At 32.4% G+C, this 23,069-nt stretch carries 15 protein-coding genes; 5 read left to right on the forward strand and 10 right to left on the reverse strand.

All coding sequences use genetic code 11. From position 1 onward, the window contains the following. The first annotated feature begins 11 nt into the window (after window positions 1–11). Window positions 12–773: a DJ-1/PfpI family protein gene (locus Q0975_RS14640; RefSeq protein WP_299437912.1), complete on the forward strand. Its 762-nt coding sequence runs from the start codon at window positions 12–14 to the stop codon at window positions 771–773. A 237-nt stretch (window positions 774–1,010) separates the two neighbouring features. After that, on the forward strand, window positions 1,011–2,864 hold the full coding sequence (locus Q0975_RS14645; protein WP_299437914.1) for a glycoside hydrolase family 36 protein: 1,854 nt from the start codon (window positions 1,011–1,013) through the stop codon (window positions 2,862–2,864). Between the two features lie 730 nt (window positions 2,865–3,594). Here Q0975_RS14645 and Q0975_RS14650 read toward each other — a convergent pair. The 5 genes from Q0975_RS14650 to Q0975_RS14670 all read right to left on the reverse strand — a co-directional run bounded on the left by Q0975_RS14650 (window position 3,595) and on the right by Q0975_RS14670 (window position 9,492). Next, a complete protein-coding gene (locus Q0975_RS14650; protein ID WP_299437916.1) occupies window positions 3,595–5,004 on the reverse strand; it encodes a hypothetical protein in 1,410 nt (469 codons plus the stop codon). Between the two features lie 78 nt (window positions 5,005–5,082). After that, on the reverse strand, window positions 5,083–5,901 hold the full coding sequence (locus Q0975_RS14655) for a mechanosensitive ion channel family protein (RefSeq protein ID WP_299437918.1): 819 nt from the start codon (window positions 5,899–5,901) through the stop codon (window positions 5,083–5,085). Between the two features lie 211 nt (window positions 5,902–6,112). Then, a complete protein-coding gene (locus Q0975_RS14660) occupies window positions 6,113–7,693 on the reverse strand; it encodes an alanine/glycine:cation symporter family protein (protein ID WP_299438202.1) in 1,581 nt (526 codons plus the stop codon). Between the two features lie 121 nt (window positions 7,694–7,814). Further along, window positions 7,815–8,960 carry a hypothetical protein gene (locus tag Q0975_RS14665; protein ID WP_299437920.1) on the reverse strand — a complete coding sequence of 382 codons (1,146 nt, stop codon included), beginning with the start codon at window positions 8,958–8,960 and terminating at the stop codon, window positions 7,815–7,817. An 85-nt stretch (window positions 8,961–9,045) separates the two neighbouring features. Next, window positions 9,046–9,492, reverse strand: a complete 447-nt coding sequence (locus Q0975_RS14670) for an Lrp/AsnC family transcriptional regulator (RefSeq protein WP_299438204.1) — start codon at window positions 9,490–9,492, stop codon at window positions 9,046–9,048. 105 nt (window positions 9,493–9,597) lie between these two features. Between Q0975_RS14670 and Q0975_RS14675 the strand changes: the two genes are divergently transcribed. Beyond that, entirely contained in the window at window positions 9,598–9,981 is a 384-nt protein-coding gene (locus Q0975_RS14675; protein WP_299437922.1) for a hypothetical protein, read from the forward strand. Window positions 9,982–9,990: 9 nt separating this feature from the next. Here Q0975_RS14675 and Q0975_RS14680 read toward each other — a convergent pair whose 3' ends face one another. From Q0975_RS14680 to Q0975_RS14695, 4 genes are all read right to left on the reverse strand, one after another. Next, window positions 9,991–11,178, reverse strand: coding sequence for a hypothetical protein (locus Q0975_RS14680; protein WP_299437924.1), 1,188 nt, complete (start codon window positions 11,176–11,178; stop codon window positions 9,991–9,993). Between the two features lie 128 nt (window positions 11,179–11,306). Next, window positions 11,307–12,506, reverse strand: a complete 1,200-nt coding sequence (locus Q0975_RS14685; RefSeq protein WP_299437926.1) for a hypothetical protein — start codon at window positions 12,504–12,506, stop codon at window positions 11,307–11,309. A gap of 81 nt (window positions 12,507–12,587) precedes the next feature. Continuing rightward, window positions 12,588–13,916 carry an amidohydrolase family protein gene (locus Q0975_RS14690; RefSeq protein ID WP_299437928.1) on the reverse strand — a complete coding sequence of 443 codons (1,329 nt, stop codon included), beginning with the start codon at window positions 13,914–13,916 and terminating at the stop codon, window positions 12,588–12,590. Window positions 13,917–14,089: 173 nt separating this feature from the next. Next, window positions 14,090–17,524 (reverse strand): methylmalonyl-CoA mutase family protein, encoded by a 3,435-nt coding sequence (locus tag Q0975_RS14695; RefSeq protein ID WP_299437930.1) that lies wholly within the window; start codon window positions 17,522–17,524, stop codon window positions 14,090–14,092. 275 nt (window positions 17,525–17,799) lie between these two features. On the opposite strand from Q0975_RS14695, the gene Q0975_RS14700 reads away from it, so the two are divergent. Both Q0975_RS14700 and purU read left to right on the forward strand, forming a co-directional pair. Next, window positions 17,800–20,412: a zinc-dependent metalloprotease gene (locus Q0975_RS14700; RefSeq protein WP_299437932.1), complete on the forward strand. Its 2,613-nt coding sequence runs from the start codon at window positions 17,800–17,802 to the stop codon at window positions 20,410–20,412. A 207-nt stretch (window positions 20,413–20,619) separates the two neighbouring features. Beyond that, entirely contained in the window at window positions 20,620–21,474 is an 855-nt protein-coding gene (purU, locus tag Q0975_RS14705; protein ID WP_299437934.1) for a formyltetrahydrofolate deformylase, read from the forward strand. Window positions 21,475–21,504: 30 nt separating this feature from the next. On the opposite strand, the gene Q0975_RS14710 is transcribed toward purU, so the two are convergent. Next, the gene (locus Q0975_RS14710; RefSeq protein ID WP_299437936.1) at window positions 21,505–22,968 is read right to left on the reverse strand and encodes an ankyrin repeat domain-containing protein; all 1,464 of its coding nucleotides are present in this window, start codon (window positions 22,966–22,968) and stop codon (window positions 21,505–21,507) included. Between the last annotated feature and the right edge of the window lie 101 nt (window positions 22,969–23,069).

Here is a 23,069-nt window from a genome sequence, read left to right on the forward strand (position 1 = left end):
GAAATTGTATTATGAAACGTATCTTATATATCATACTATCGGTAGTAATAATTAGTTGTCAAGAAAAGAAGACAGAAAAACCTATTCAAAATATAGAAGAGTCAATTGAAATAACTAAAAAGAAAAAGACTTTCCCTACGTTAGAACCTAACCGTTATAATGTAGCTTTCTTACTAATGGATGGCACTTATAATACGGAATTCACTGCGCCTTTTGATATTTTTCAACATACTCAATATCGTAAAAACATTAAACAAATGAATGTTTTTACCGTTGCCAATACTGATGATTTCATTACCACTTTTGAAGGCGTAAAGATCATACCAGATTATAATTACATAAAGGATTCTTTACCAAAAATAGATATTCTTGTTGTTCCAAGTGCAGAACATCATCTTGATACTGATTTAGAAGATACGGCTATGATTGACTTTATAAAAAAGGTTGACAAAACAGCTACCTATATGACTTCACATTGTGATGGAGCATTTGTATTAGCTAAAGCAGGAATACTAAATAATGTAGTTTCTACAACGTTCCCTAGTGATATAGATAAAATGCGAACCATGTTTCCGGATCTGGATATCAGAAAAGAAGTATTATTTGTTCACGATGGGAAATACATTAGCTCTGCTGGTGGTGCTAAAAGTTTCGAAGCGGCGTTATATTTATGCGAACACTTGTATGGAGCGGAAATTGCACGATCATTAGCAGGAGGACTTGTGATTGATTGGAAATTAGAAGATGTACCTCATTTAAAAATTAAAGATTAGTTCTATACTTAAAGTTAAAGCTTCTCTAAAAACCATTTAGAATCGACAATATAGGAGCGAGCCCACTATGTATGCTTCAGAAAAAATATAATATTTTAAAACCAAGACTTCGGGAATTACAGCCTCAATGAGTGATTAAACTACGATCCATTTAATTTCAAAACAAGATATCGAAAAAACGAGAATCATTTAGAAAACATTTTAATAACTTTAAAGTTAAACTAAACTGGAACTCTAATGAAACTTATTCAATATCTGTTTTTAGTATACATAAGTATCTTTTTCTCCTGTAAACAGGAAGTACAACTGGATTATACACTTCCAGAAACCAGTGAAGCTGCACCCGTGAAAATTGTAGGTGACAGTATTCATGTTAATGGAGATTTAGGAAATTTTACTCTCGAAAAAAAAATCTCTAATATAAGTGAGAACCTCCATCTAATTACTTTTAAATTTTCTTCTAAAATCCCATCAGAATTACCTCCAATAGCTATAAAATTCAATTTCCCATCTGTTGATATCAATGGATATTGGAATCCAAAAATATCAATGGACAAGGTTAATTATTACTATAGTGGTATCACTTCAAAAGCATCCAAAAATGCACCTATACTTTCTTTTTATAATAATGCACTACAAAACAGAATCACCTTCGCACTATCCGATGCACTAAATCAATCAGAAATTATAAGTTACCTCAAAGAAGAAGATGTTCATTTTTATCCTGAAATCAAATTGTTCCAAGAAAAAATGCCAAAAACTACTAGTTATGAAGTTACACTTCGGATTGACACTCGTAATTTACCATATCATAAAAGTATTACTGATGTAGCTGATTGGTGGGCAAACCATCCGGACTATACACCGATGAAAGTACCGGAAAATGCGAAACGTCCTATGTACTCTACCTGGTATAGTTATCATCAAAATATCACAGCAGAAGAAATTATTGCAGAATGCAAAATTGCGAAATCACTAGGTTGTGAGGCGGTAATTATAGATGATGGTTGGCAAACAAATGATGGTAATCGAGGGTATGCATATACAGGCGACTGGAATCCAGATCGCATCCCTGATATGAAAGGTTTTGTAGAAGCAGTACATAAAGAAGGAATGCAATTCCTTCTTTGGTATTCATTACCTTTTATGGGGGAAAAAGCTAAAAATCATACACGTTTTAAAGGAAAGTATCTTAGATATTGGGATTCACAAGGAACTTACGTATTAGATCCTCGTTACCCAGAAATAAGAAAACATATCGTAGATACGTATATCAAGGCTATGCAAGATTGGAATCTGGATGGTTTTAAGCTTGACTTTATTGGATGGTTCACTACTACCAAAGAGACAAAATTAACCAAAGAAGATGGTAGAGACTATGCAAGTGTAAATGAAGCTACAGATGCTCTAATGACTGAGATCACTACAAAACTTACTGAATTAAAACCCGATATTCTCATAGAATTTCGGCAACCATATATAGGACCTCTGATGCGCAAATATGGTAATATGTTTAGAGGTGTTGACGCTCCAAATAATGCTGTCGCCAATAGAGTGGAAACTACCAACTTACGCATTATGGCAAAAAACACCGCCGTTCATAGTGATATGTTTATTTGGCGAAACGAAGAGCCGGTTGAAAAAGCTGCGCTTCAAATATTAAATATTTTATATAGTGTCCCCCAACTATCATTAAAGCTTACAGAAATCTCTGAGGAGCATTTAGATATGATTAGATATTGGTTGGATTACTGGAATACACATCGTGATATTTTAGTAAATGGAGAATTTATCCCATCAAATCCTGGTGCAAATTACCCTATACTTACTGCTATTAATAATCATCATCAAATTACAACATTGTATGAAGATATCGTTATAAGACCCGAAACTTCTATAAACCGTCTGGATATTATTAATGCTAAATCAAGTAAAAAAGTAGTACTCCTATTGGATGAAGAATTCAAAGCTAAACTAACAATAGGTGATTGCCGAGGAAATACTATTATAGAACAAGACATCAAATTATCAAAAGGCCTCCATAATTTTGATGTACCTCCATCAGGAATCTTAAAAATTCAGGTCAAATAATGGTTTTAAGGAAATTGTTTTAAAAATATAAAAGCGTTCTTTTTACAGAACGCTTTTATCAATTTTAGGGCAAATTACGTACTCTCTTTAGCTTCCAGATTTGGGGTCTATCAGACTAATGTCCTCACACCTAATGAGCCCTGACGTATTCCAAACTAAAATTTTAAATCCATACCGTCATACAGTTTAAAATGTTAATTCTGGTCATACACCAAGTGTTTTTAAGTTGAAGTAAAGATACTATAAATAAATTGTTAATTCAAAATTTTTAACGACTAAAAACATTAATATTCGATGAAATACACAAAAACCAATGATTTAGGCTAGTTTACAGAATAAAAAAAAAGAATCTATTATTGCATTTTTGTGTATTAATTCCCGGATACGGTATAAAAATCAGAATGGAGTATAAAAAAAAGCGACCTTATACAAGATCGCTTTCTATTATCGGGTAAATTACGTACTCTCTTTAGTTTTTAGATTTGGGGTCTTTAGACTAATGTCCTCACACTTAATTTATCCCAATGTGCATTCCAAATTAAAATTTCAAATCCATATCGTCATATTTCTTGATACTTTAATTCGTATAATACACATCGTGTATATTTTACTTGTTATAAAGATATAATTTTTTCAATGGTAAAACCGTAGTAAATTTAAAAGTTATTAACAATTTAACGATTAAGTGACAATTAACATCGTTAAAATACACAAAAAAGCTATAAATCATCTAATCGAAATCAAAATATTTCGAACTTCCTAGATATTTTTTGATGATGTTATTATACTCTTTAGATATCCTTAATGCTAAGGTTCCTTCTATTGTATATAGTGATTCTGCATCCTTATATCCGCTCTTAAGCATTTTTTCTAAGTAAAAAAGTGCCGTTTCATTATCCCCATCCGTGACACATAGAGAGATAATATTTCTATATGATTCAAAATCATTTTTATCAACTATTGTACTGAGAATATTTAAAAATATTTTTCTATCTATTTCTTTTTTATCCTTAGGTACCTCTTTTTTATATACAAATAAAGTGTTCTTTAGGAAACCTTTTATCCGTAGCACCATATCGCTAGCATATTTCTCTTCATTTTTTGCTAGTTTATCAAGCTCTTCCATTCTGTACTGCCACCAACCTAAGTTATTATATTGTCTTAGATCTATATCTTCTTCTAATGATAAAATAAAAGTTTGGCGTAAAAATATCTCTTGATTATAATATTTGGATCTTAACCTCTTTCTTTTTTTGTATGCATCAATCTTTCTTATTTCTTTCTGTTCTTCTTTAAGTATATCCACATCAAAAAACAAATCATACTTACTTCTCATTCTAGTTAACTTATCATAAGCTCGTAAATATTCTTTTTTACTTTTTAATAGTTTAACTTCCTTATGATCCTTTTCGTAGCGATTGGCAATCCAGATAGAATCTTTTGGTATACTACCTTTTATCATAGCCTCCATTGTAAAATATGGTAATGCTTGATCTACAACCTCTTCTGGTGGAAATTCTTCTTTTCCATCATATACATAAACATCAGAAGCTACACCCTTTCTTTTTAAATATTTATGAGTATTTAAAAAGTCTCTGTATCTGAAATTTTTATCTCCAACCATTCCTATATAGGAGAGATTCTTATCAGTATTCAACTTCTGATTGTAATTACCTATAGCTACTACACCATTAAGTTGTTTGTATAACAGTGGCAATGAAGTATTAAGAATAGCATCTTCTCCAGCTCCAAAAACATACATCCTTTTATCTTGAATAGGAAAAAGAGAAATAATATGTTTCATGAAAAACAGGACATAGTTTGATTTCTCCTTGACACTTAGTTTTTCAGCATAATTAGATACTACTATTACATATCCCAATTCTTCTGCTGATTTACTAAAAAGATGCGTTAAGGAATTCATATTTCCTGTGCTATCAAATCCAAAAAGTATAGGCCACGCATTATTTAGATCAAAGGATTTTGGCAAGTAAATACTATAAACTCCTTTACTAGAAGGCACCGTAAGAGAATCTACCACAACCCCTTTTTTTAGCTTTAATTCGCTTTGACTATAAGAATATGTTACGAAACAAAAAAATGCACAAAAAAGAATAGTTTTAATAAAATACGGTTTCATGCTACAATGATTTTTACTAAAGAGAAAGCAACAAATAAAATGCCACTTACTTTATTTACTATAAAATAATTCTCACTCCTATACTCCTATACTTCCTAATTCTACACCTTCAGAGTATGCTACTTTAATATTATGTTGGCTGAATGCTCTTTTGATCTCTTGATGAGCAATAAAAGTTACTTCCCAAAAATCATCTGGTTTTACATAAGGTCTAACGGCAATTAAAACACTATGAGAATCAAAATTTTCTATTCCTATCTCTGTAGCTGGGGATTCTAATATCTTTTCTATAGGTTCTAAGGTGTCTTCTATAACCTTTTTTACTTTAGGAAAATCCTCGCTATACGGCATAGTTACTATAATTTCTAGCCGTATAACCCCTTCTCTAGAATAGTTTGTTACTACATCATCCGTTATTTTAGAATTAGGAATAATTAGAATCTTACTTCCTGGTGTTTTTACAGTGGTACTAAAAATACCGATCTCCTTTACTTTTCCGAATTTATCATCTACTTCTATCCAATCTTCTAACTGATATGGTTTCAGAAACATAATTAGTATACCGGATGCAAAATTACCCAAACTTCCCTGAAGTGAAAGACCTATAGCAAAACTAATCGCTGCCAAAATTGCTACGAAACCGGATAGATCGGCACCTAAAATAGAAATGACAATAAAAAGAATGGCAATTTTTAATAATACGGATATAATTGAAGTAAGAAACGGTCGCATTGTATCTGATATATTCATCCGCTTCAATGTAGCTTCTATCAGTTTTAGTATCCTTTTGATAATTTTGAATCCTATCCAAAGTATCAATGCAGCTCCTATAATCCTAGGCGCAAAAAAAACGATTTTATCAATAGCTATCTCTAAATATTCTTGTATTCTATCCATGCAATTTTTAATTGTACCTAAAAATAGGAAAAGAAACTCATTCTTAAACGCTATTCATAAAAAAACGCTCAGAGTTTCACTCGAGCGTTTTTCTTATCTTTTTCCCGTACTATCTTTAGTTTTTAACCTAATGTCCTCACACAAGATCTTGATAAATTCTATACACTTTAATAATATCAAATCTTATGCCAAAATCCAGGAAATTACTATTCTATACTTGTTTTTTATTAGAAATAGCTTCTTTGTATTTTTTAAGTTCCTTTGCTACTCTTGGGGTCATTAAAAATAATCCTATCATATTAGGGACTAGCATTGAAAAGATCATAGCATCAGAAAAATCAGTTACAGCGGTTAAACTTGCAGCAGATCCAATAATTACACATATGCAAAATATACTTTTGTAGATATACTCTACATATCTTCCTCTTCCGAATAAATAAGACCACGCCTGATATCCATAATAAGACCAGGAGATCATAGATGAAAAAGCAAAAAGAATCACCGCTAAGCTCAAAACATAAGGGAACCACGAAATACCACTTTCTAATGCATTTGCCGTAAGTAATACACCTTGCTCATCTGATATTTGAGTTCCAACTTCAATCTGCCCAGTAATAATCAAAACAATAGCAGTCATTGTACAAATTACCACTGTATCTATAAAAGGTTCTAGTAAGGCTACCAACCCTTCACTAGCTGCATATTTAGTTTTCACCGCAGCATGGGCTATAGAAGAAGATCCAATTCCTGCTTCATTAGAAAAAGCAGCTCTTCTAAAACCTTGGATCATTACTCCTACCATTCCACCTGTTATTCCTTCTGCACTAAAAGCTCCATCAATAATTGCATATATCGCATCTGGTATTACCCTATAATTAATAGATATCACTGTTATAACTGCTAACACATATACAACAACCATAGAGGGTACAATCTTATCGGTAACTTTTGCTATTTTTTTAATCCCTCCTATAATAACGATTGCCACAAAAAGTGCCATCACTAAACCAAACAACCACCCTTTTCCATATATAAAGCTATTTTCTGCACCTGTTACATGTTCAAACAATTTAAATGCCTGATTCGCCTGAAACATATTTCCACCACCAAAAGATCCACCCACGCACATAATTGCGAAAATCACAGCTAATATTTTTCCTAAAGTTGTAAGGCCTCTTTCTTTTAAACCTTTGCTTAGATAATACATCGGGCCTCCATAAACAGTTCCGTTTTCGTCAATTTCTCTGTAAGCTACGCCAAGTGTGCACTCTACAAACTTAGAAGCCATTCCTAAAAAACCCACTAAAATCATCCAAAATGTAGCTCCCGCGCCACCAATAGATAGCGCTATGGCAACACCTGCCACATTTCCTAATCCTACAGTTGCAGATAATGCCGCCGTTAATGCCTGAAAATGACTTACTTCTCCATCTTTACCTTCTACTCTAACGGTATCAGGTTGATCTCCGCCTACTGTATGAACAGATTCAGAAACTTCTAAATCACTAGATGCTTCCAGATCATCATACTTTCCTCTTACAATATTTATTGAAGTCAAAAAGCTTCTGAAATTTATTCCTTTGAAATAAATTGTAAAGTAAGAGGCCCCCAATAATAAAACAATCAATACCCAAGGAATACCGACCTCAGAAGTTATAGGAATTTCCGCGAAAATTGCATCTACGAACCAATCTGTAGCATTTTTAAATCCATCATTGATACGTTGATCTATAGATCCTGAATTGATTTCTTGCGCTGTAGTATGAGCATACCCAAAAAGTAAGGTGTACATCGCTATGATTTTCTTCATCTGTTTTTAGTGTTATGATTTCAGACGAAGATTGAATAAAACTAATTATGACAAAAGGTTACGTAATGATGAATTTAGGGAATCAGAATGCTTAAGTATATGCTTAATCAGTATCTGAGCTGCGAATACTAGCGTATTTTAGTAGTTGGTTAGCTTTAGCAAATGCTATTAATTGTTCTTTTCCATCCGCACCACTAATTTTAAGTACTTTCTTAATTTGGTAAATATGAGTTTGAAAACCATCCAGGCTGATATTCATCTCCTCTGCAATTTCGGTATATGATTTACCAGTTCCACAAACACCGAGATTACCTATTACTTCTTTTTGTCTATCTGATAAGGCTATTTTGGTTGATTCTTCTAAGGAACTAATCTTTACATCACTTTCTTTAAGACGTTTTTGTAATGTAGAAATGGTATCTAAGTGACTTTCATTTGCTAATACCAGTTTTTCTTGTTGACTTAGTAATCGTTCTTTTTCTTTGGTAAGAATTTCTAATTCTGTTTGTTTTAATTCTTTTTCCGAAAGAAATTTCCAACTATATAATAGAATAGAAAATAATAGAATAAACAAAAACTTAAATGACAAACCTGTAATCGTCCCCAGTAAACTCCAAAATTCTTGATCGATAAATGCTAGTACTTTATCCTGAGGAATAATTCTGTGTGTCACCGCAACTACTATAAGAACAAATAACAGAAAACAAGGAAACACCATAAATTTCATAGTACGATTTGCAAAAGCCTTATTAAGTTCATTTAATAATGCAAATGCAACGATTAAAGAGATTGGAATATCTATAAGCCATATAAAATTATTACTAATCTCCGTATTACTATAGGAAGTCACAATAAAAACAAAAGCAATCATTATAAGCACACCGCTAAAAAGAGTAACGAATTCTTTCTCTGAAAAGCGCTGTACTAATCGGACCACAATATTACGTTCTTTGTGATGTTCGATAGATGGTAAAGAAAGTAAAATACTAAGTGAGTTTGCCAATGAAATCAATACTCCCATATAAATGACAACTTTATGTGTAGTTTTAATTTCAATTAGTTGAACTAATATAATATTAATAAGAGCACCGAATCCCCATAAAAAAATTGCCAAACCGAACCACTTAATACCGCTAATAGATATTGAAGATTGATTTTTGATTCTTTCCTTGCAGTAAATTCTATGAATTACAAAAGCAGTAATCAAGCATACTATTGCCGTAACATAATATTCTAAGGTAACGTACATAACATCCTAAAGATAATATATATTCTATTTTATTAGTGAAGCGTTTTTATACTTTTTCTTATTTGCTATAAAAATGTAAATCGCTTCAATTTTTTCTATTTAAAATTGGATTATTTTCTATCACATTGGATAAAATAATGTGAGTTTTAGCTTCTCCATATGTTATCAACCTATCTATAAATCCCTGTAAATGAGCCTGATCTTCTAAAACTACTTCCATAATTATATTTTCATTACCTGTAATTCGATAACAATTAAGTACTTCACTAAACTCTGATATTTTAGACAAAAACGGTTTTAGGCGTCCCATAAAAGCTCTCAACGTAATAATCGCTTTTAGCTGATAGCCTGTTTTAGAGTAAGAAACCTTTGTTGTGTATCCTTCTATAATACCGTAATCTTCCATTTTTTTTATTCGTTCTGCAACGGCTGGAGAACTTAGTCCAACATTCCTACCAATTTCTGCATTAGATAGCCTTGCATTTTTTTGTAATAATTGAAGAATTTTCCAGTTTGTGTCGTCCATTATAATTTAAATCAAAAAATAGATTTTACCATATTTTCTAAAGCAAATTAACGATTATACCTTAAAGTAAAAAGCAATATCCTCTAAAATACCCTTAATTTTGGCTTAACAATGGAATCAAGCCCTAAAAACATAAGACTTTACAAGAAAGCTTTGGAAATACTCATATTATCCAAGAGTATTTCTAAATACCTTGTTCATGATTTGGCGCCATTAGAAAAAAACGGAAAAGAAAACCCCTTTATTTATTTTACAGGTGACATTGTAAAAGACTCTGATTCCTTGGTTCCCGAAATTATCAAGGCAGAAAATCAACCTTTTCAGAATGATCGGATAAAACACGCAATTTCATTAGAAAGTCTTACTAATAAGCTTTATAAAAACTGTGAAAGACTTGAACATTCTGAAAGCAATGGTAAAGATTTTATTAAGTTACTCCGTAAAGAGCTCAAAAAATTTAAGAGACTACAAAGTAGTTGGATGATGTCTTTATAAAAAATAAGACTATTTTAATCTCGGATAAATTAGCTTTCTAATAGAAGCTGTAAATTCTTTTTGCTTTTCATTAGGTTGATACAAATCAAAATTAATCATCGAATAAGAAACCGCAAAAATCTGAAACCGTAATCTTTCTAACATTTTTTTTAATTCTGGATCTTCTTTCTTATTTAACTTTTCCAGTTTACCCAATTCCTTTTCCCACCAGGTGATATTAATATTATCAGAGTTCTTGTAGTCTTCGAACAGACGTTTAGTAAATTTTTGTGTTAACTCATTTTCTTTTTTAAAAGCATGAGATACGGATTTTAATAATTTTTTATACTCCTTACTACTATGAACTGCCTTAAGTTTAGTAACGATACTATCTAACGTATACACTGAATTATAAGTAGTCAGAGTACGTTCATAGTTTTCAACAGCCAATAATAAATCATTTTCTTTTTCTGCTTTTGTGGCAGCATCATATACTTTTCTATAACTTTTGTAAATTTCAGAAGCTTCTTTATTCTTTATCCCTTTTAAATATGCTTGAATTTCTAACCAATCAAATGCTTTCAAAATTTGATCCTCAGGTGTCCAGCTATGGTTACCATCATACGTGATTAAAGTATTTGCTAAACGCAATTGCTGCAGATATCCTTTTGCTCGTATCATTTCCTGATAATTCATATCCCTGTTACCACATACGCCAGCGTATGAAAATTTCTGAGTAGTAGGAGTATGAGATTGTTCTAAAGAAAATCCGGCACCACACCCTACGACACCTGCTACCTGATCCGTTAACACCGCAATCGCCGATGCTAGTCTGGATCCACCAGAGAACCCTGACAAATACACTTCATTCTGTTTAATTTTAAAATTAGCATATACAAACTCAAACAAACGATTGGTGATTTCAAAATTGCGATCATATGGACCATTTCTTGTATTATTAGAACAAACTAATATATACCCATACGTTTCTGATGACTTAATAAATTGATTAATTCCTCTTTTACCTTCTCCACCAGGATCAAAAACAAAAACAATAGGAGACTCTTTTTGAACTTCGAAAGAAGTGGGTAAATATAATGCTAAGGTTTCATTAGTTTTTCCTGAAACCAAAACAGAGTCTATTATCTTTCCGGTTTCATAAGTTTGCCCAAACGTTGTTGAACAAATAAACAGTATGGTTATATATCTATAAATCATCTATATCCTAAACAAGTTTAATATAGAAAAAACTAAGGTTTCATCTACTAATTAGAAAAAAAAAATTAATGTTACTAGCTTTTTTAATAACCAGAATCTATCGTATTATACTTTATGAATTGTATGAATTAATCTTTAGATTCTAAAAATGCTTTTTCTTTTGCTGTCAAAACAATTGCATTCGAATTAATCGTATTAGAGGGTAGCATTTTATAAATAGGTTGTTCCAAATCCACCAAACCATTCGTGTCCAACCTTCTTCTTTTAGTTTCTTTTAAAACAAAAAGTTCATTCTTAAAATAAGTATTATACGTATCATTCTCTAAAGATAAAAGAACATCCGCTTCTATACTGAACCTGCTCAAACTATATTTCTCATCAACTTTCTTTGCAAAATTATACGAGATTAACTGGCTTTTTGTTTCATATTGATATTCTTTATTAGAAAAAGTTGAAGTCTTTTTTTTAACATCATTTCGCAATTCTATCTCCTTTACAAATTCAATAATTGCCTTCGTTTTTTTATCAAAAATGAATTTACCTTTTGTACGATTTGCTATTTCATTCACATTTTTCCAATCGGTGGTGTATGAAACCACAATGATATCAGGTGAAGATGTTTCCACAGTTTCTTCAATATTTCCAGAATATCTTAAAAATCCTGAAATAGCTATATCGAGATATGAATTTAACAATAAACTTTTGGTAATAATGTGCCCGCTTGATTCTGGATTAGATTCTCCTTTTTCATTAATATCAAAATCCAAGGGAACGTTCTTATTTTGGCTGACAGTTCCTAACTTAAGCTTAATGTTTTTTTCTAATTTTCGGTTATTAAAACCTGCGTCTTTTGTCCAAATTTTAAGTTCTGAAAGGACTAAACGATGTATACTATCATCTACGATAAGCGTTTCTTTAAACGAACATTCTTTTTCGGTTGAATAATCTACATATAGGTTATAATAATTATCCAACACATATTGTAGCGCTTTCTTTAAGTCGAATGAATTAACAACCACCTCATCCAATTCCATATTATGAGGCTTTAACATGATCCTATCCAATGATTCTATTTCTCCAGAAATTATCGTTAAATCTTCATAGTTAAGATGAGAAATCGTTAGATCTTTATCTCTAATAATAATATTCACAACCCCATCTCCATTTGTATAACTACCTTCTTCTAGAGCAGTATACAACAAATGAACACCTTCTATCGGTTCATTTGTAAATTCATCAACAATGGTAATTTGTTTTGTCTGGGATACCCCAAAAGAAGAAATAAAAAAAGCAAATAAAAGTACTAGATCGGTTCTATAAAAGTTCATGTATGTTTTTTCAATTACAAGATTAATTATCAAAAATCTTGCCGGAACCTACAAAATATTAAATCCATTCAGCGTATATTTTTATTTATATCTTTTACCATGCTTAATTACTATATCTACATCTTGTAACAAACTAATATGGCGTAACACATCTCCTTTTACGGCGATAATATCTGCGTGTTTTCCTTCTGTAATTGTTCCTACTTTATCCGAAACTCCCATCCAAACAGATGGCCAATAGGTAGCTGCCTTTATTGCATACATAGGATCAATTCCGAACTCATTTACCCATACATCCAATTCATTCCAAGTGGATTGACTATGAAATTTCATTGGTATACCGCTATCTGTACCGATCATAAGCACAACCCCAGCATCCATTAATTGTTTGATTTTAGTTTCTAACGTTGGTTTACGTAAGGGTGTTAATTGAAAATAAGGTAAACGATCTTTATGCGTAAAGCTATTTTTTATATCTGTTATTATTGTATCATGTAATCCTCTATGCCACGAATCATTATCAAGATGTTCTCCATGATCTCTTACATATTCATAATTATATAAACCTTCTACTGTTGGGCACCAGAACAAGGGACCAAGATTCATTTGTGCGGTACGTTCTTTTATAGCTTCCATCACATCATCAGGATATCTAGGAGCAGATGATAAACCCGTATGCTCAAAACAATCCACATTAGCCTGAAGTCCGGCTCTTATCTCCTGCGGACGATGTCCGTGAGCTACAACTTTTAATTTATACTTATGAGCTGTATCAACTACTGCTTGCAACTCTGCTGTGGTCATTTGATCCTGATCAATTAATTTGATGCAATCCACACCTGCATCTGCTAATTTTTTAATTTTCCTTTTAGCGTCTTCTACCCCATCAATCCCCCAACGAAAAGCTTCAGTTCCTGGATATGGTTTCTTTTGTATAAAAGGCCCTGAAACATATAAAGTAGCTCCCGGAATTTCTCCTTTATTAATTCGATCTCTAACCGATATACTTTCTTTAAGAGGAGCACCAAGATCTCTTGCGCTAGTTACTCCAGCCATTAATAATTGTTCCGCTGAAGAAGGCATGATTACATTCTCTAATAATGGAGGATATGTTTTATCCCAGTACGAATAATCTGCATGACCATTAATCATGGTATGCACATGCATATCCCAAAGTCCAGGTAACACAGACATACCTTCTGTAGAAATTACTTCTGCATTTGTTGGAACTTTTAAAGTTTTGATTGTACCTACTGCTTTGATTCTATCATTTTCTATAATAATGACACTATTTTTTATCGGGGTAGCACCAAAACCATCAATCAAGGTTCCACCGACTAATGCTTTTAATGAGTTTTGTTGTGCAAATGCGCTACCACAGATAAGTAGCATTATAAGTATTCTTTTCATGATGAGTTGTGTTTCTCTAAAGATAGAAAAACTAGGAGAAAAGAAAAATCTCGTCCTAGGACGAGATTTTATTCATTTTAAGTGTATTTAAGCTCCCAAAACAAGCCTGTCTGCCAACAGGTAGATTTGGGATATAACTCTGCACTTTTGCTTAGGCAAAAGCAAGAGCCAACTTACATATTCCTTCTATACTGTCCTCCTACTTCAAACAATGAAGAAGTAATCTGACCTAATGAGCATTTTTTACATACTTCCATTAATGCTTCAAAAATATTTTGATTAGTAACAGCTCTTTCTTGCAAATCTTTTAACAATTCTGAAGTTTCATCACTATTACCTTTCTGTAATTCATTAAGCATCGTAATTTGATACTGCTTTTCTTCTTCTGTTGCACGAATTACTTCTCCTGGAGTTACGGTTGGTGAACCTTTAGAACTTAAAAATGTGTTCACTCCAATTATCGGAAACTCTCCGTTATGCTTTAAGGTTTCGTAATACAAACTTTCTTCTTGTATTTTGCTACGCTGGTACATCGTTTCCATTGCTCCTAATACACCTCCACGTTCTGTAATTCTATCAAACTCAGTAAGTACAGCTTCTTCAACCAAATCAGTTAATTCTTCAATAATAAAAGATCCTTGAATTGGATTTTCATTCTTAGCCAATCCTAGTTCTTTATTTATAATCAACTGTATAGCCATCGCTCTACGCACAGATTCTTCTGTAGGTGTAGTAATAGCTTCATCATACGCATTAGTATGTAATGAATTACAGTTATCGTAGATAGCATACAATGCTTGTAGCGTTGTACGAATATCATTAAAATCAATTTCTTGCGCGTGTAAAGAACGACCAGATGTCTGGATATGGTACTTAAGCATCTGCGCTCTTGCATTAGCTCCGTACTTATCTTTTAAAGCTTTTGCCCATATCTTACGAGCTACTCTACCAATCACTGCATATTCCGGGTCAACACCATTAGAGAAAAAGAAAGATAAATTTGGTCCAAATTTATTGATATCCATTCCTCTACTTAAGTAATATTCTACATAAGTAAATCCATTAGCTAATGTTAAAGCTAACTGTGTAATTGGATTAGCACCAGCTTCTGCAATATGGTATCCAGAAATAGAAACCGAATAAAAGTTACGTACTTGCTTTTCTATGAAGTATTCCTGTACATCTCCCATTAATCGCAACGCAAATTCTGTAGAGAATATACAAGTATTCTGCGCCTGATCTTCTTTTAGAATATCCGCTTGTACCGTTCCACGAACAGTATTTAATGTTGTCGCTTTAATCTCTGCATACACATCAGCAGGTAATACTTGATCACCAGTAACTCCTAACAGCATTAATCCTAATCCGTCATTACCTTCTGGAAGTTCTCCTTGATATGCAGGACGTGCAACTCCTTTATTCTTATATATTTTCTTGATACTAGCTTCGACTTCAGCTTCTAGATCATTTTGTTTAATATATTTTTCACAGTTTTGATCAATTGCCGCATTCATAAAGAAACCTAACAACATAGGTGCAGGACCATTAATGGTCATACTAACAGATGTCATCGCATGGGTAAGGTCAAAACCAGAATATAGTTTTTTAGCATCATCCAAACAACAAATAGAAACTCCTGCATTACCTATTTTACCATAAATATCAGGTCTATGATCAGGATCGTTTCCGTAAAGTGTAACCGAATCAAATGCTGTAGACAATCGTTTCGCTGGCATTCCTAAACTCACATAATGGAAACGTCTATTGGTTCGTTCCGGACCACCTTCTCCTGCAAACATCCTAGTTGGATCTTCTCCAGTTCGTTTAAAAGGATACAGTCCAGATGCAAAAGGAAACTCACCAGGAACATTTTCCTGTAAACACCATTTTAAGATATCTCCCCAAGCTTGATATTTTGGTAATGCCACTTTAGGTATCTGACTATGTGATAAAGATTCAGTATGTGTTTCAATTTTTATTTCCTTATCTCTAACTTTAAAAGAATAAATCGGGTCTTTATATTTTTGAACTTTTGCAGCCCAACCAATTATTACTTCCCAGTTATGCGGATCTAGGTTTAATTTTACACGATCAAACTCTCCTAATAATAATTTTAAGAAATCTTCATTATCGCTATTCTTAACATCTCTTAGACTGTCTTGATCGATCCCATATTTAGATAAATCTAAAAAATCTAAATTCGCAACACTACAAATTGTTTTGTAGATCCCGTATAATTTCTGGGCTACATCAACCTGTACATTTGCCTTTTTATCATAGGCTCTATTACTTTCAGAAATCTCAGATAAATATCGCGTTCTACTTGGTGGAATTACAAATATCTTCTCCGACATTTCTTTAGAAATATGGAAATCAGATTTTAAATCTGCACCTGTTTTCTCCACTACCTTATCCATAATCGCTTTATAAAGCGTATTCATTCCTGGATCGTTGAATTGTGAAGCTATGGTTCCGTATACAGGTAAATCATCCTGCGGGATATCCCACAACTGATGGTTTCGCATATATTGTTTTTTCACATCTCTTAATGCATCGAGCGATCCTCTTTTATCAAATTTATTGATCGCAACCAAATCTGCAAAATCGAGCATATCGATCTTTTCTAACTGAGTAGCTGCTCCAAACTCTGGAGTCATTACATATAAAGAAGTATCACTATGTTCTAGAATTTCAGTATCGGATTGCCCAATACCCGAAGTTTCTAGAATTATAAGATCAAATTCTGCTGCTTTTAAGACTTCAATAGCTTCTGCAACATATTTGGATAATGCCAAATTAGATTGTCTCGTAGCTAGTGAACGCATATAAACTCTAGGAGAATTAATCGCATTCATACGAATACGATCTCCTAATAAAGCTCCACCTGTTTTACGTTTAGATGGATCTACAGAAATTAATCCAATTGTTTTATTAGGAAAATCAATTAAAAATCGACGAACTAATTCATCTACCAATGAAGATTTTCCTGCTCCACCTGTTCCAGTAATACCTAAAACTGGTGTTTTTGATGTTTTATTTTTTTCATGAATTCGATCAAGGGTATCCTTAGCTATATCAGGAAAATTTTCTGCTGCGGAAATCACACGTGCAATGGATCCAATTTCTTTATCCGCTAGATGATCCGCTTCTCCATTAAGACTATCCCCTATCGGAAAATCAGATTGCTTTACAAGATCATTAATCATTCCTTGTAGCCCTAACTCTCTTCCATCATCAGGAGAATAAATTCTAGTGATTCCGTAGTCCATTAGCTCTTTAATCTCTTCGGGTAGGATTACTCCACCGCCACCTCCAAATATTTTGATATGTGTTGCTCCTTTTTCTTTGAGCAAATCATACATATACTTAAAATACTCATTATGACCTCCTTGATATGAAGTCATTGCAATTGCATTAGCGTCTTCCTGAATTGCACAATTCACAACTTCTTCGACACTTCTATCGTGTCCTAAATGTATTACTTCTACTCCTGTAGTCTGAATAATTCGACGCATAATATTGATAGCCGCATCGTGCCCATCAAATAATGATGCTGCAGTAACAATTCTAACTTTATTTTTCGGTTTATAAGGTGCAATTTGTTCCATTGACAATAAAAGGTGTTTTTAGAGCCGCTAATTTACGAAATACGCAGCAAAAACGATTATTTTTTTAGAATTATATAATTTATTTAACCTAATTGGTTATTTCATTATTCATCGTTCAAATTTAGCATTTATTCTTCTCTAAATATTACAACAAAACCGTAATTACTTTAAGGGATTATATATTAATAATATGTTAACACAATTGTTAAACACTTTTATACTATATCTGGAAAATGATATCTTCCCGAATTATTGAAAACAAATACATTTTAAAAATGAAAATTACATCATCAAAAAACAAGTTGTTTTTCTTATCACTTGTATTCGTTTTGGGATTAGGAATCCAAAACATGGAAGCACAACGTAAGAAAAAGAAAAAATCAAAAAAAGGAGAAACAGAGCAGGTAGATGCCGCTAAAAAAGACTCCAAAGAAAAATCTATTGAAGATCTTACTAAAAAAAGCGAGAAAATCGAAGGTTTATTTACCATGTATAGAGATACAATTGACGGTACTACCCAAATGTTGATCAGTAAAGATCAAATTGGAAAAGAATTCATCTACTTCAGTCAGATTTCTGATGGAGTTTTAGAAGCTGGTGCCTTTAGAGGTGCGTATATGAATAATAAAGTTTTTAAAATCGAAAAGCATTATAACAAGATTGAGTTTGTTACTCAGAATGCTTCTTATTACTTTGATAAAAACAACGCCTTATCTAAAGCTTCGAATGCCAATATCAGTGAAGGAATCATGGCAAGTTTAAAAATCGAAGCGTTGGATGAAGAAAAAGGATTGTATTTAATAAAATCAGATGATCTTTTTCTTAAAGAGACTTTTGAGCAAATCAAGATGCCTAATTTCCCTGGACAATCGCCATTTGCTTTTAAAATAGGTTCTTTGAGTAAAGAAAAAACTAAAATTAAAACAATTAAAAATTATCCGGAAAACCTAAATATAAATAGTCACTATGTATATTCTAAATCCAATATTCTTAATGGAGGATCTAATGCAGTAACCGATGGCAGAAACGTTACTATAAAAGTAGAGCATAGTCTGATCGCAATGCCAGAAAATGATTATCAGCCAAGATTTGATGATCCAAGAATTGGTTATTTCTTCACGCAGGTAACTGATATGACTTCTACGAGTCCAACACCTTATAGAGATTTAGTACATCGCTGGAATTTAGTAAAGAAAGATCCTAGTCAAGCAATTTCTGAACCAGTGCAACCAATTGTATGGTGGATGGAAAACACAACTCCAGTAGAATTTAGAGAAACTATAAAAGAAGGAGTGCTAGAATGGAATAAAGCATTCGAAAAAGCCGGTTTTAAAAACGCAATGGTTGTAAAATTACAACCAGACGATGCTACTTGGGATGCTGGAGATATTAGATATAATGTACTTAGATGGACATCTTCTCCAAGACCTCCTTTTGGTGGATACGGTCCAAGTTTTGTAAACCCTAGAACAGGTGAAATTCTGGGTGCTGATATTATGTTAGAATACGTATATCATACCAATCGTGTAAAATATGATCGATTATTTAATCTTGCTACTAATAGCCAAACTAAGGAAGATGATTTCCCAGCAATAATTAAAGACAAGCACTTATACTGTTCATATGGACATTTAATGCAAGAAAATTCTTTATTCGGACAGGCAGCTCTAACAGCATATGGGGCAAATGACAACGAAATGAAAGGCATGAAAATGGAAGCTATGAAAGAGCTTATTATGCATGAAGTGGGTCATACGCTAGGATTAAATCATAATATGAAAGCAAGTCAGTTGTTTTCTCCAGAAGAATTAAATAATCCTGAATTCATTAAAGATAAATGCCTTACAGGATCTGTTATGGATTATACTGCGATTAATGTTACAAACGACAAATTAAATCAAGGACATTATTTTTCTACAACCGTAGGACCTTATGATAAATGGGCAATTCAATTTGGATATACTCCAGTAAATTCTGAAAAAGAGCTAGAAAAAATCGCCAGTCAATCCACTAAACCTGAATTAATTTTTGGTAATGACGCAGATGATATGCGTTCTCCTGGAAAAGCAATAGATCCAAGAGTAATGATTGGTGATATGTCCAATGATCAAATAACATATTCCATCAATAGAATGGAATTAGTGAACGATATGATGGGTGAGATCAAACTGAAGTTCAGTAAAAAAGGAGAATCTTATCAAGAACTAAGACAAGCATATTACATATTAAGAGGTCAGTACGCGCAGGCAGGAAATGTGATCTCTAGATTTATTGGTGGTGTTTATGTGGATAGAAGTATGGTAGGACAAGACGCGAATGCTAAACCTTTCACACCTGTTAGTTATGAAGATCAAAAAAGAGCCATGAATGCTTTAAAAAAGTATGTATTTGCTTCAGATGCATATAAAGCTCCTAATGATCTGTACAACTATATTGCAATGCAACGAAGAGGATATAATTTCTTTGGAGGTCCAGAAGACCCTAAGATTCATGACCTTGTACTTGGTTTTCAAAAAAGGGTACTTGATCATATTTTACATCCTAATACTTTACAGCGAATTACTGATTCTGAATTATATGGTAATGAGTACAAATTATCAGAGTTTATGTCTGATCTTAACAATGCTATTTTTCAGGCTGATGCTGCAGGTTCTGTGAATACTTTTAGACAAAACCTACAATTAGAATATACTAAAAGACTTATCAATGTAGCCAAAAACTCAGGTGCTAAAGGGCCAAAATACACCTACGCTTCTAAATCAATGGCTTTATATAATTTAAAGAGAATAAGATCTATGGTATCTAATGGTACTGGGAATAAATTATCAAAGGCTCATAAAGATCACTTAAGAACATTAATTAATAATACAATCGAGGATATTAAATAATTTCGATCTAATCATAAATTTGTAAAGGCTGATTTATTACTAAAATCAGCCTTTATTTTTTATAAATAATTCAGAAAAAACAGTCATCCATTTTTAATTATTCAAAAACGATTCGTGCACCTCATCTTTATAAGGAATTAGTATAACCTTTACCTTCTTAAATAGTAAGTTTATATCCGGAAAGGAAAAAATCAACCCAATTGATACATGAAAAAGACAACCTTACTAATTAACTGTCCGGATAAAAAAGGAATCATAGCCACGGTAACAAATTTTATTTTAGCTAAAAAAGGAAACACAGTCTATATCGAACAACATGTCGATCGAGAATTAGGTGAGTTCTTTATGAGATTAGAATGTGAGTTTGATCAAGATGAAGAAAAACTAGCATTATTTAAAGAATCTTTCAATAAAGAAGTAGCCGATACTTACAGCATGCACTGGGAGATGTATAATGCAGAGAAGAAACCAAAAATGGCACTTTTTGTTTCTAAGTACGATCATTGTTTATACGACATTCTTGGAAGACATGCTTCCGGCGAGCTACAGGTTAAGATTCCAATTATAGTAAGCAATCATTTGGATCTAAAACCAATTGCAGATAATTTTAATATTCCTTTTAAACACATACCTGTCAATAAATCTAATAAAGAGCAAGCAGAAGAAGAGCAGTTAATACTATTAAAGGAACATAAAGTTGATTTCATTGTTTTAGCGCGATATATGCAAATCCTTTCCGCTAATTTTGTAGATGAATATCTTAACAAAATCATTAATATTCATCATTCGTTTTTACCTGCTTTTCCAGGAGCAAAACCATATCATTCTGCTTATGAACGTGGTGTGAAAATAATTGGTGCTACTAGTCATTATGTTACTTCGGATCTTGATGAAGGACCAATCATAGAACAAGAAATAGTGCGAGTCTCACACATACATAACGTACAAGATTTTATTCTGAAAGGTCGTGATCTAGAAAAGATTGTTTTATCACGAGCCATAAAGCATCACGTAGAAAGAAAGGTATTAGTATATAGTAACAAAACGGTTATTTTTTCATAGCTCGAATATTAAAACTGAGTATACTAATTTTTACAGGTATTTACGTTGTTTTAACCATTTCACCATTTTGGGATTTATCTTATGTCGTGGTAATTTTCTAAGCGGTTTTATCTTTGCTTTATTTTGAATAAGAAGGCTAACCATATCTCTATGATTATTTAAAACGGCAATACATAGTGGTGTTTCTACGTATACACCAGTATGTTTTCCTTGCTCAATTGGCGTTTTATTTTCTAATAGTAATTTTACTGCTTCTATTGAATTCTCTTGTGCTGCTATCATTAAAGGTGTCTTATGAAAATAATTTGATATAGTAGGATCTGCTCCGTGATCTAACAATAACTTTATAACAGCTTCATTACTTTTCCTAATTGCTGACACAAGAGGTGTTTCACCCAAACCAAATACATCTGGATTCTGAAAGTTAATATCTGCCCCAGCATCAAGAAGTATTTTTATCAACTTGATATTATTTTTAACAATCGCCACATTCAAAGCAGAAAAACCTAATTTAGAAGTAGTATTTACGTCTGCTCCTATTTGCAGTAAATGTTTTACTAATGGAATATCTTCTTGAGAACAAGCTTCTACTATAGATACAGTTTCTAATCCAATAATATCATCCAGTTTAAATTCTCTAGAATCTATTGATTTTTCTTGTAGCTTCTCTTCTAAAATATTTTCTTTAAAACTTGCAGGTATCTCTACAGCTTCTGCTGTAGTAATAATTTCTTTTACGGAATCTAAAACAACAAATTTAAAATCTTTCTTTTTAAGATACTTTATACTTTGTTTAAAATACTTTGCAATCGTTTTATCTAAAAACGTAACATAGTTAATAGATTCTCCACGCTTTAAAGATAAGTACGCCATAGCATATGCAATAACTTGATCTGGCAAATATCCTTGCTTACTCATTTTCCAGATATTATTAAATCCTATTTGTTCCGAAGAAAAATTAAATTTTGAGTTCCCTATAAAAATCCCAAAACCGTATACAATGGCCAAAAGATCTGTTAGATACTCATCATTATCCTTAATCCAATGTTCTCCCAAAAGTAGTTGATGCGACAATTCGTGAGCAATTGTAGCGATTAGGGATTCTGGTTTCTTAAGTTGATCATTAGCTATAAAAATGGTCGTTATACCATTTACATTTTGATACATTCCTGTAGCACTTTTCCATCTTCCATTGATATCAGCTGGTGTCGTGAGAATTCTTCCGTCTTTGGTTTTTATAGATCCCGTATTGAATAATTCCACCTGAATATTTACATTCTCTATATTCATCAGTTTCATGATCATACTCAGTAAAAACCTCACATCAGATATAGTACCTTTAAACTCCCTCTGAAAATAAGGATGAGTTGGTAATACAGTTCTTATTTCAGCTTCCTTTTCTCCTATTTTGTCTTCAAGAAATGTAATGCTTTCTTCAACCCATTTTTTATCTTCTAGAGTAATAGGTAATTTCAAGTCTTTTTTCCAAAACATATGTAATCCTCTATGTTATTTTATCACAACGGTAAAGATAAGTCCAAACACCATAGTACTACCCCCTGTTTTCGGTGGTTTTATGTTTCAAATCTTACTAT

It is taken from the genome of uncultured Aquimarina sp. (assembly GCF_947500065.1).
Taxonomy (GTDB): Bacteria; Bacteroidota; Bacteroidia; order Flavobacteriales; family Flavobacteriaceae; genus Aquimarina.

What these genes read in the sequence shown, in the direction of transcription:
- Q0975_RS14640 (WP_299437912.1), top strand. Translation starts at nt 12, where the DNA reads ATGAAACGTATCTTATATATCATACTATCGGTAGTAATAATTAGTTGT.
- Q0975_RS14645 (WP_299437914.1), top strand. Translation starts at nt 1,011, where the DNA reads ATGAAACTTATTCAATATCTGTTTTTAGTATACATAAGTATCTTTTTC.
- Q0975_RS14650 (WP_299437916.1), bottom strand. Translation starts at nt 5,004, where the DNA reads ATGAAACCGTATTTTATTAAAACTATTCTTTTTTGTGCATTTTTTTGT.
- Q0975_RS14655 (WP_299437918.1), bottom strand. Translation starts at nt 5,901, where the DNA reads ATGGATAGAATACAAGAATATTTAGAGATAGCTATTGATAAAATCGTT.
- Q0975_RS14660 (WP_299438202.1), bottom strand. Translation starts at nt 7,693, where the DNA reads ATGTACACCTTACTTTTTGGGTATGCTCATACTACAGCGCAAGAAATC.
- Q0975_RS14665 (WP_299437920.1), bottom strand. Translation starts at nt 8,960, where the DNA reads ATGTACGTTACCTTAGAATATTATGTTACGGCAATAGTATGCTTGATT.
- Q0975_RS14675 (WP_299437922.1), top strand. Translation starts at nt 9,598, where the DNA reads ATGGAATCAAGCCCTAAAAACATAAGACTTTACAAGAAAGCTTTGGAA.
- Q0975_RS14680 (WP_299437924.1), bottom strand. Translation starts at nt 11,178, where the DNA reads ATGATTTATAGATATATAACCATACTGTTTATTTGTTCAACAACGTTT.
- Q0975_RS14685 (WP_299437926.1), bottom strand. Translation starts at nt 12,506, where the DNA reads ATGAACTTTTATAGAACCGATCTAGTACTTTTATTTGCTTTTTTTATT.
- Q0975_RS14690 (WP_299437928.1), bottom strand. Translation starts at nt 13,916, where the DNA reads ATGAAAAGAATACTTATAATGCTACTTATCTGTGGTAGCGCATTTGCA.
- Q0975_RS14695 (WP_299437930.1), bottom strand. Translation starts at nt 17,524, where the DNA reads ATGGAACAAATTGCACCTTATAAACCGAAAAATAAAGTTAGAATTGTT.
- Q0975_RS14700 (WP_299437932.1), top strand. Translation starts at nt 17,800, where the DNA reads ATGAAAATTACATCATCAAAAAACAAGTTGTTTTTCTTATCACTTGTA.
- purU (WP_299437934.1), top strand. Translation starts at nt 20,620, where the DNA reads ATGAAAAAGACAACCTTACTAATTAACTGTCCGGATAAAAAAGGAATC.
- Q0975_RS14710 (WP_299437936.1), bottom strand. Translation starts at nt 22,968, where the DNA reads ATGTTTTGGAAAAAAGACTTGAAATTACCTATTACTCTAGAAGATAAA.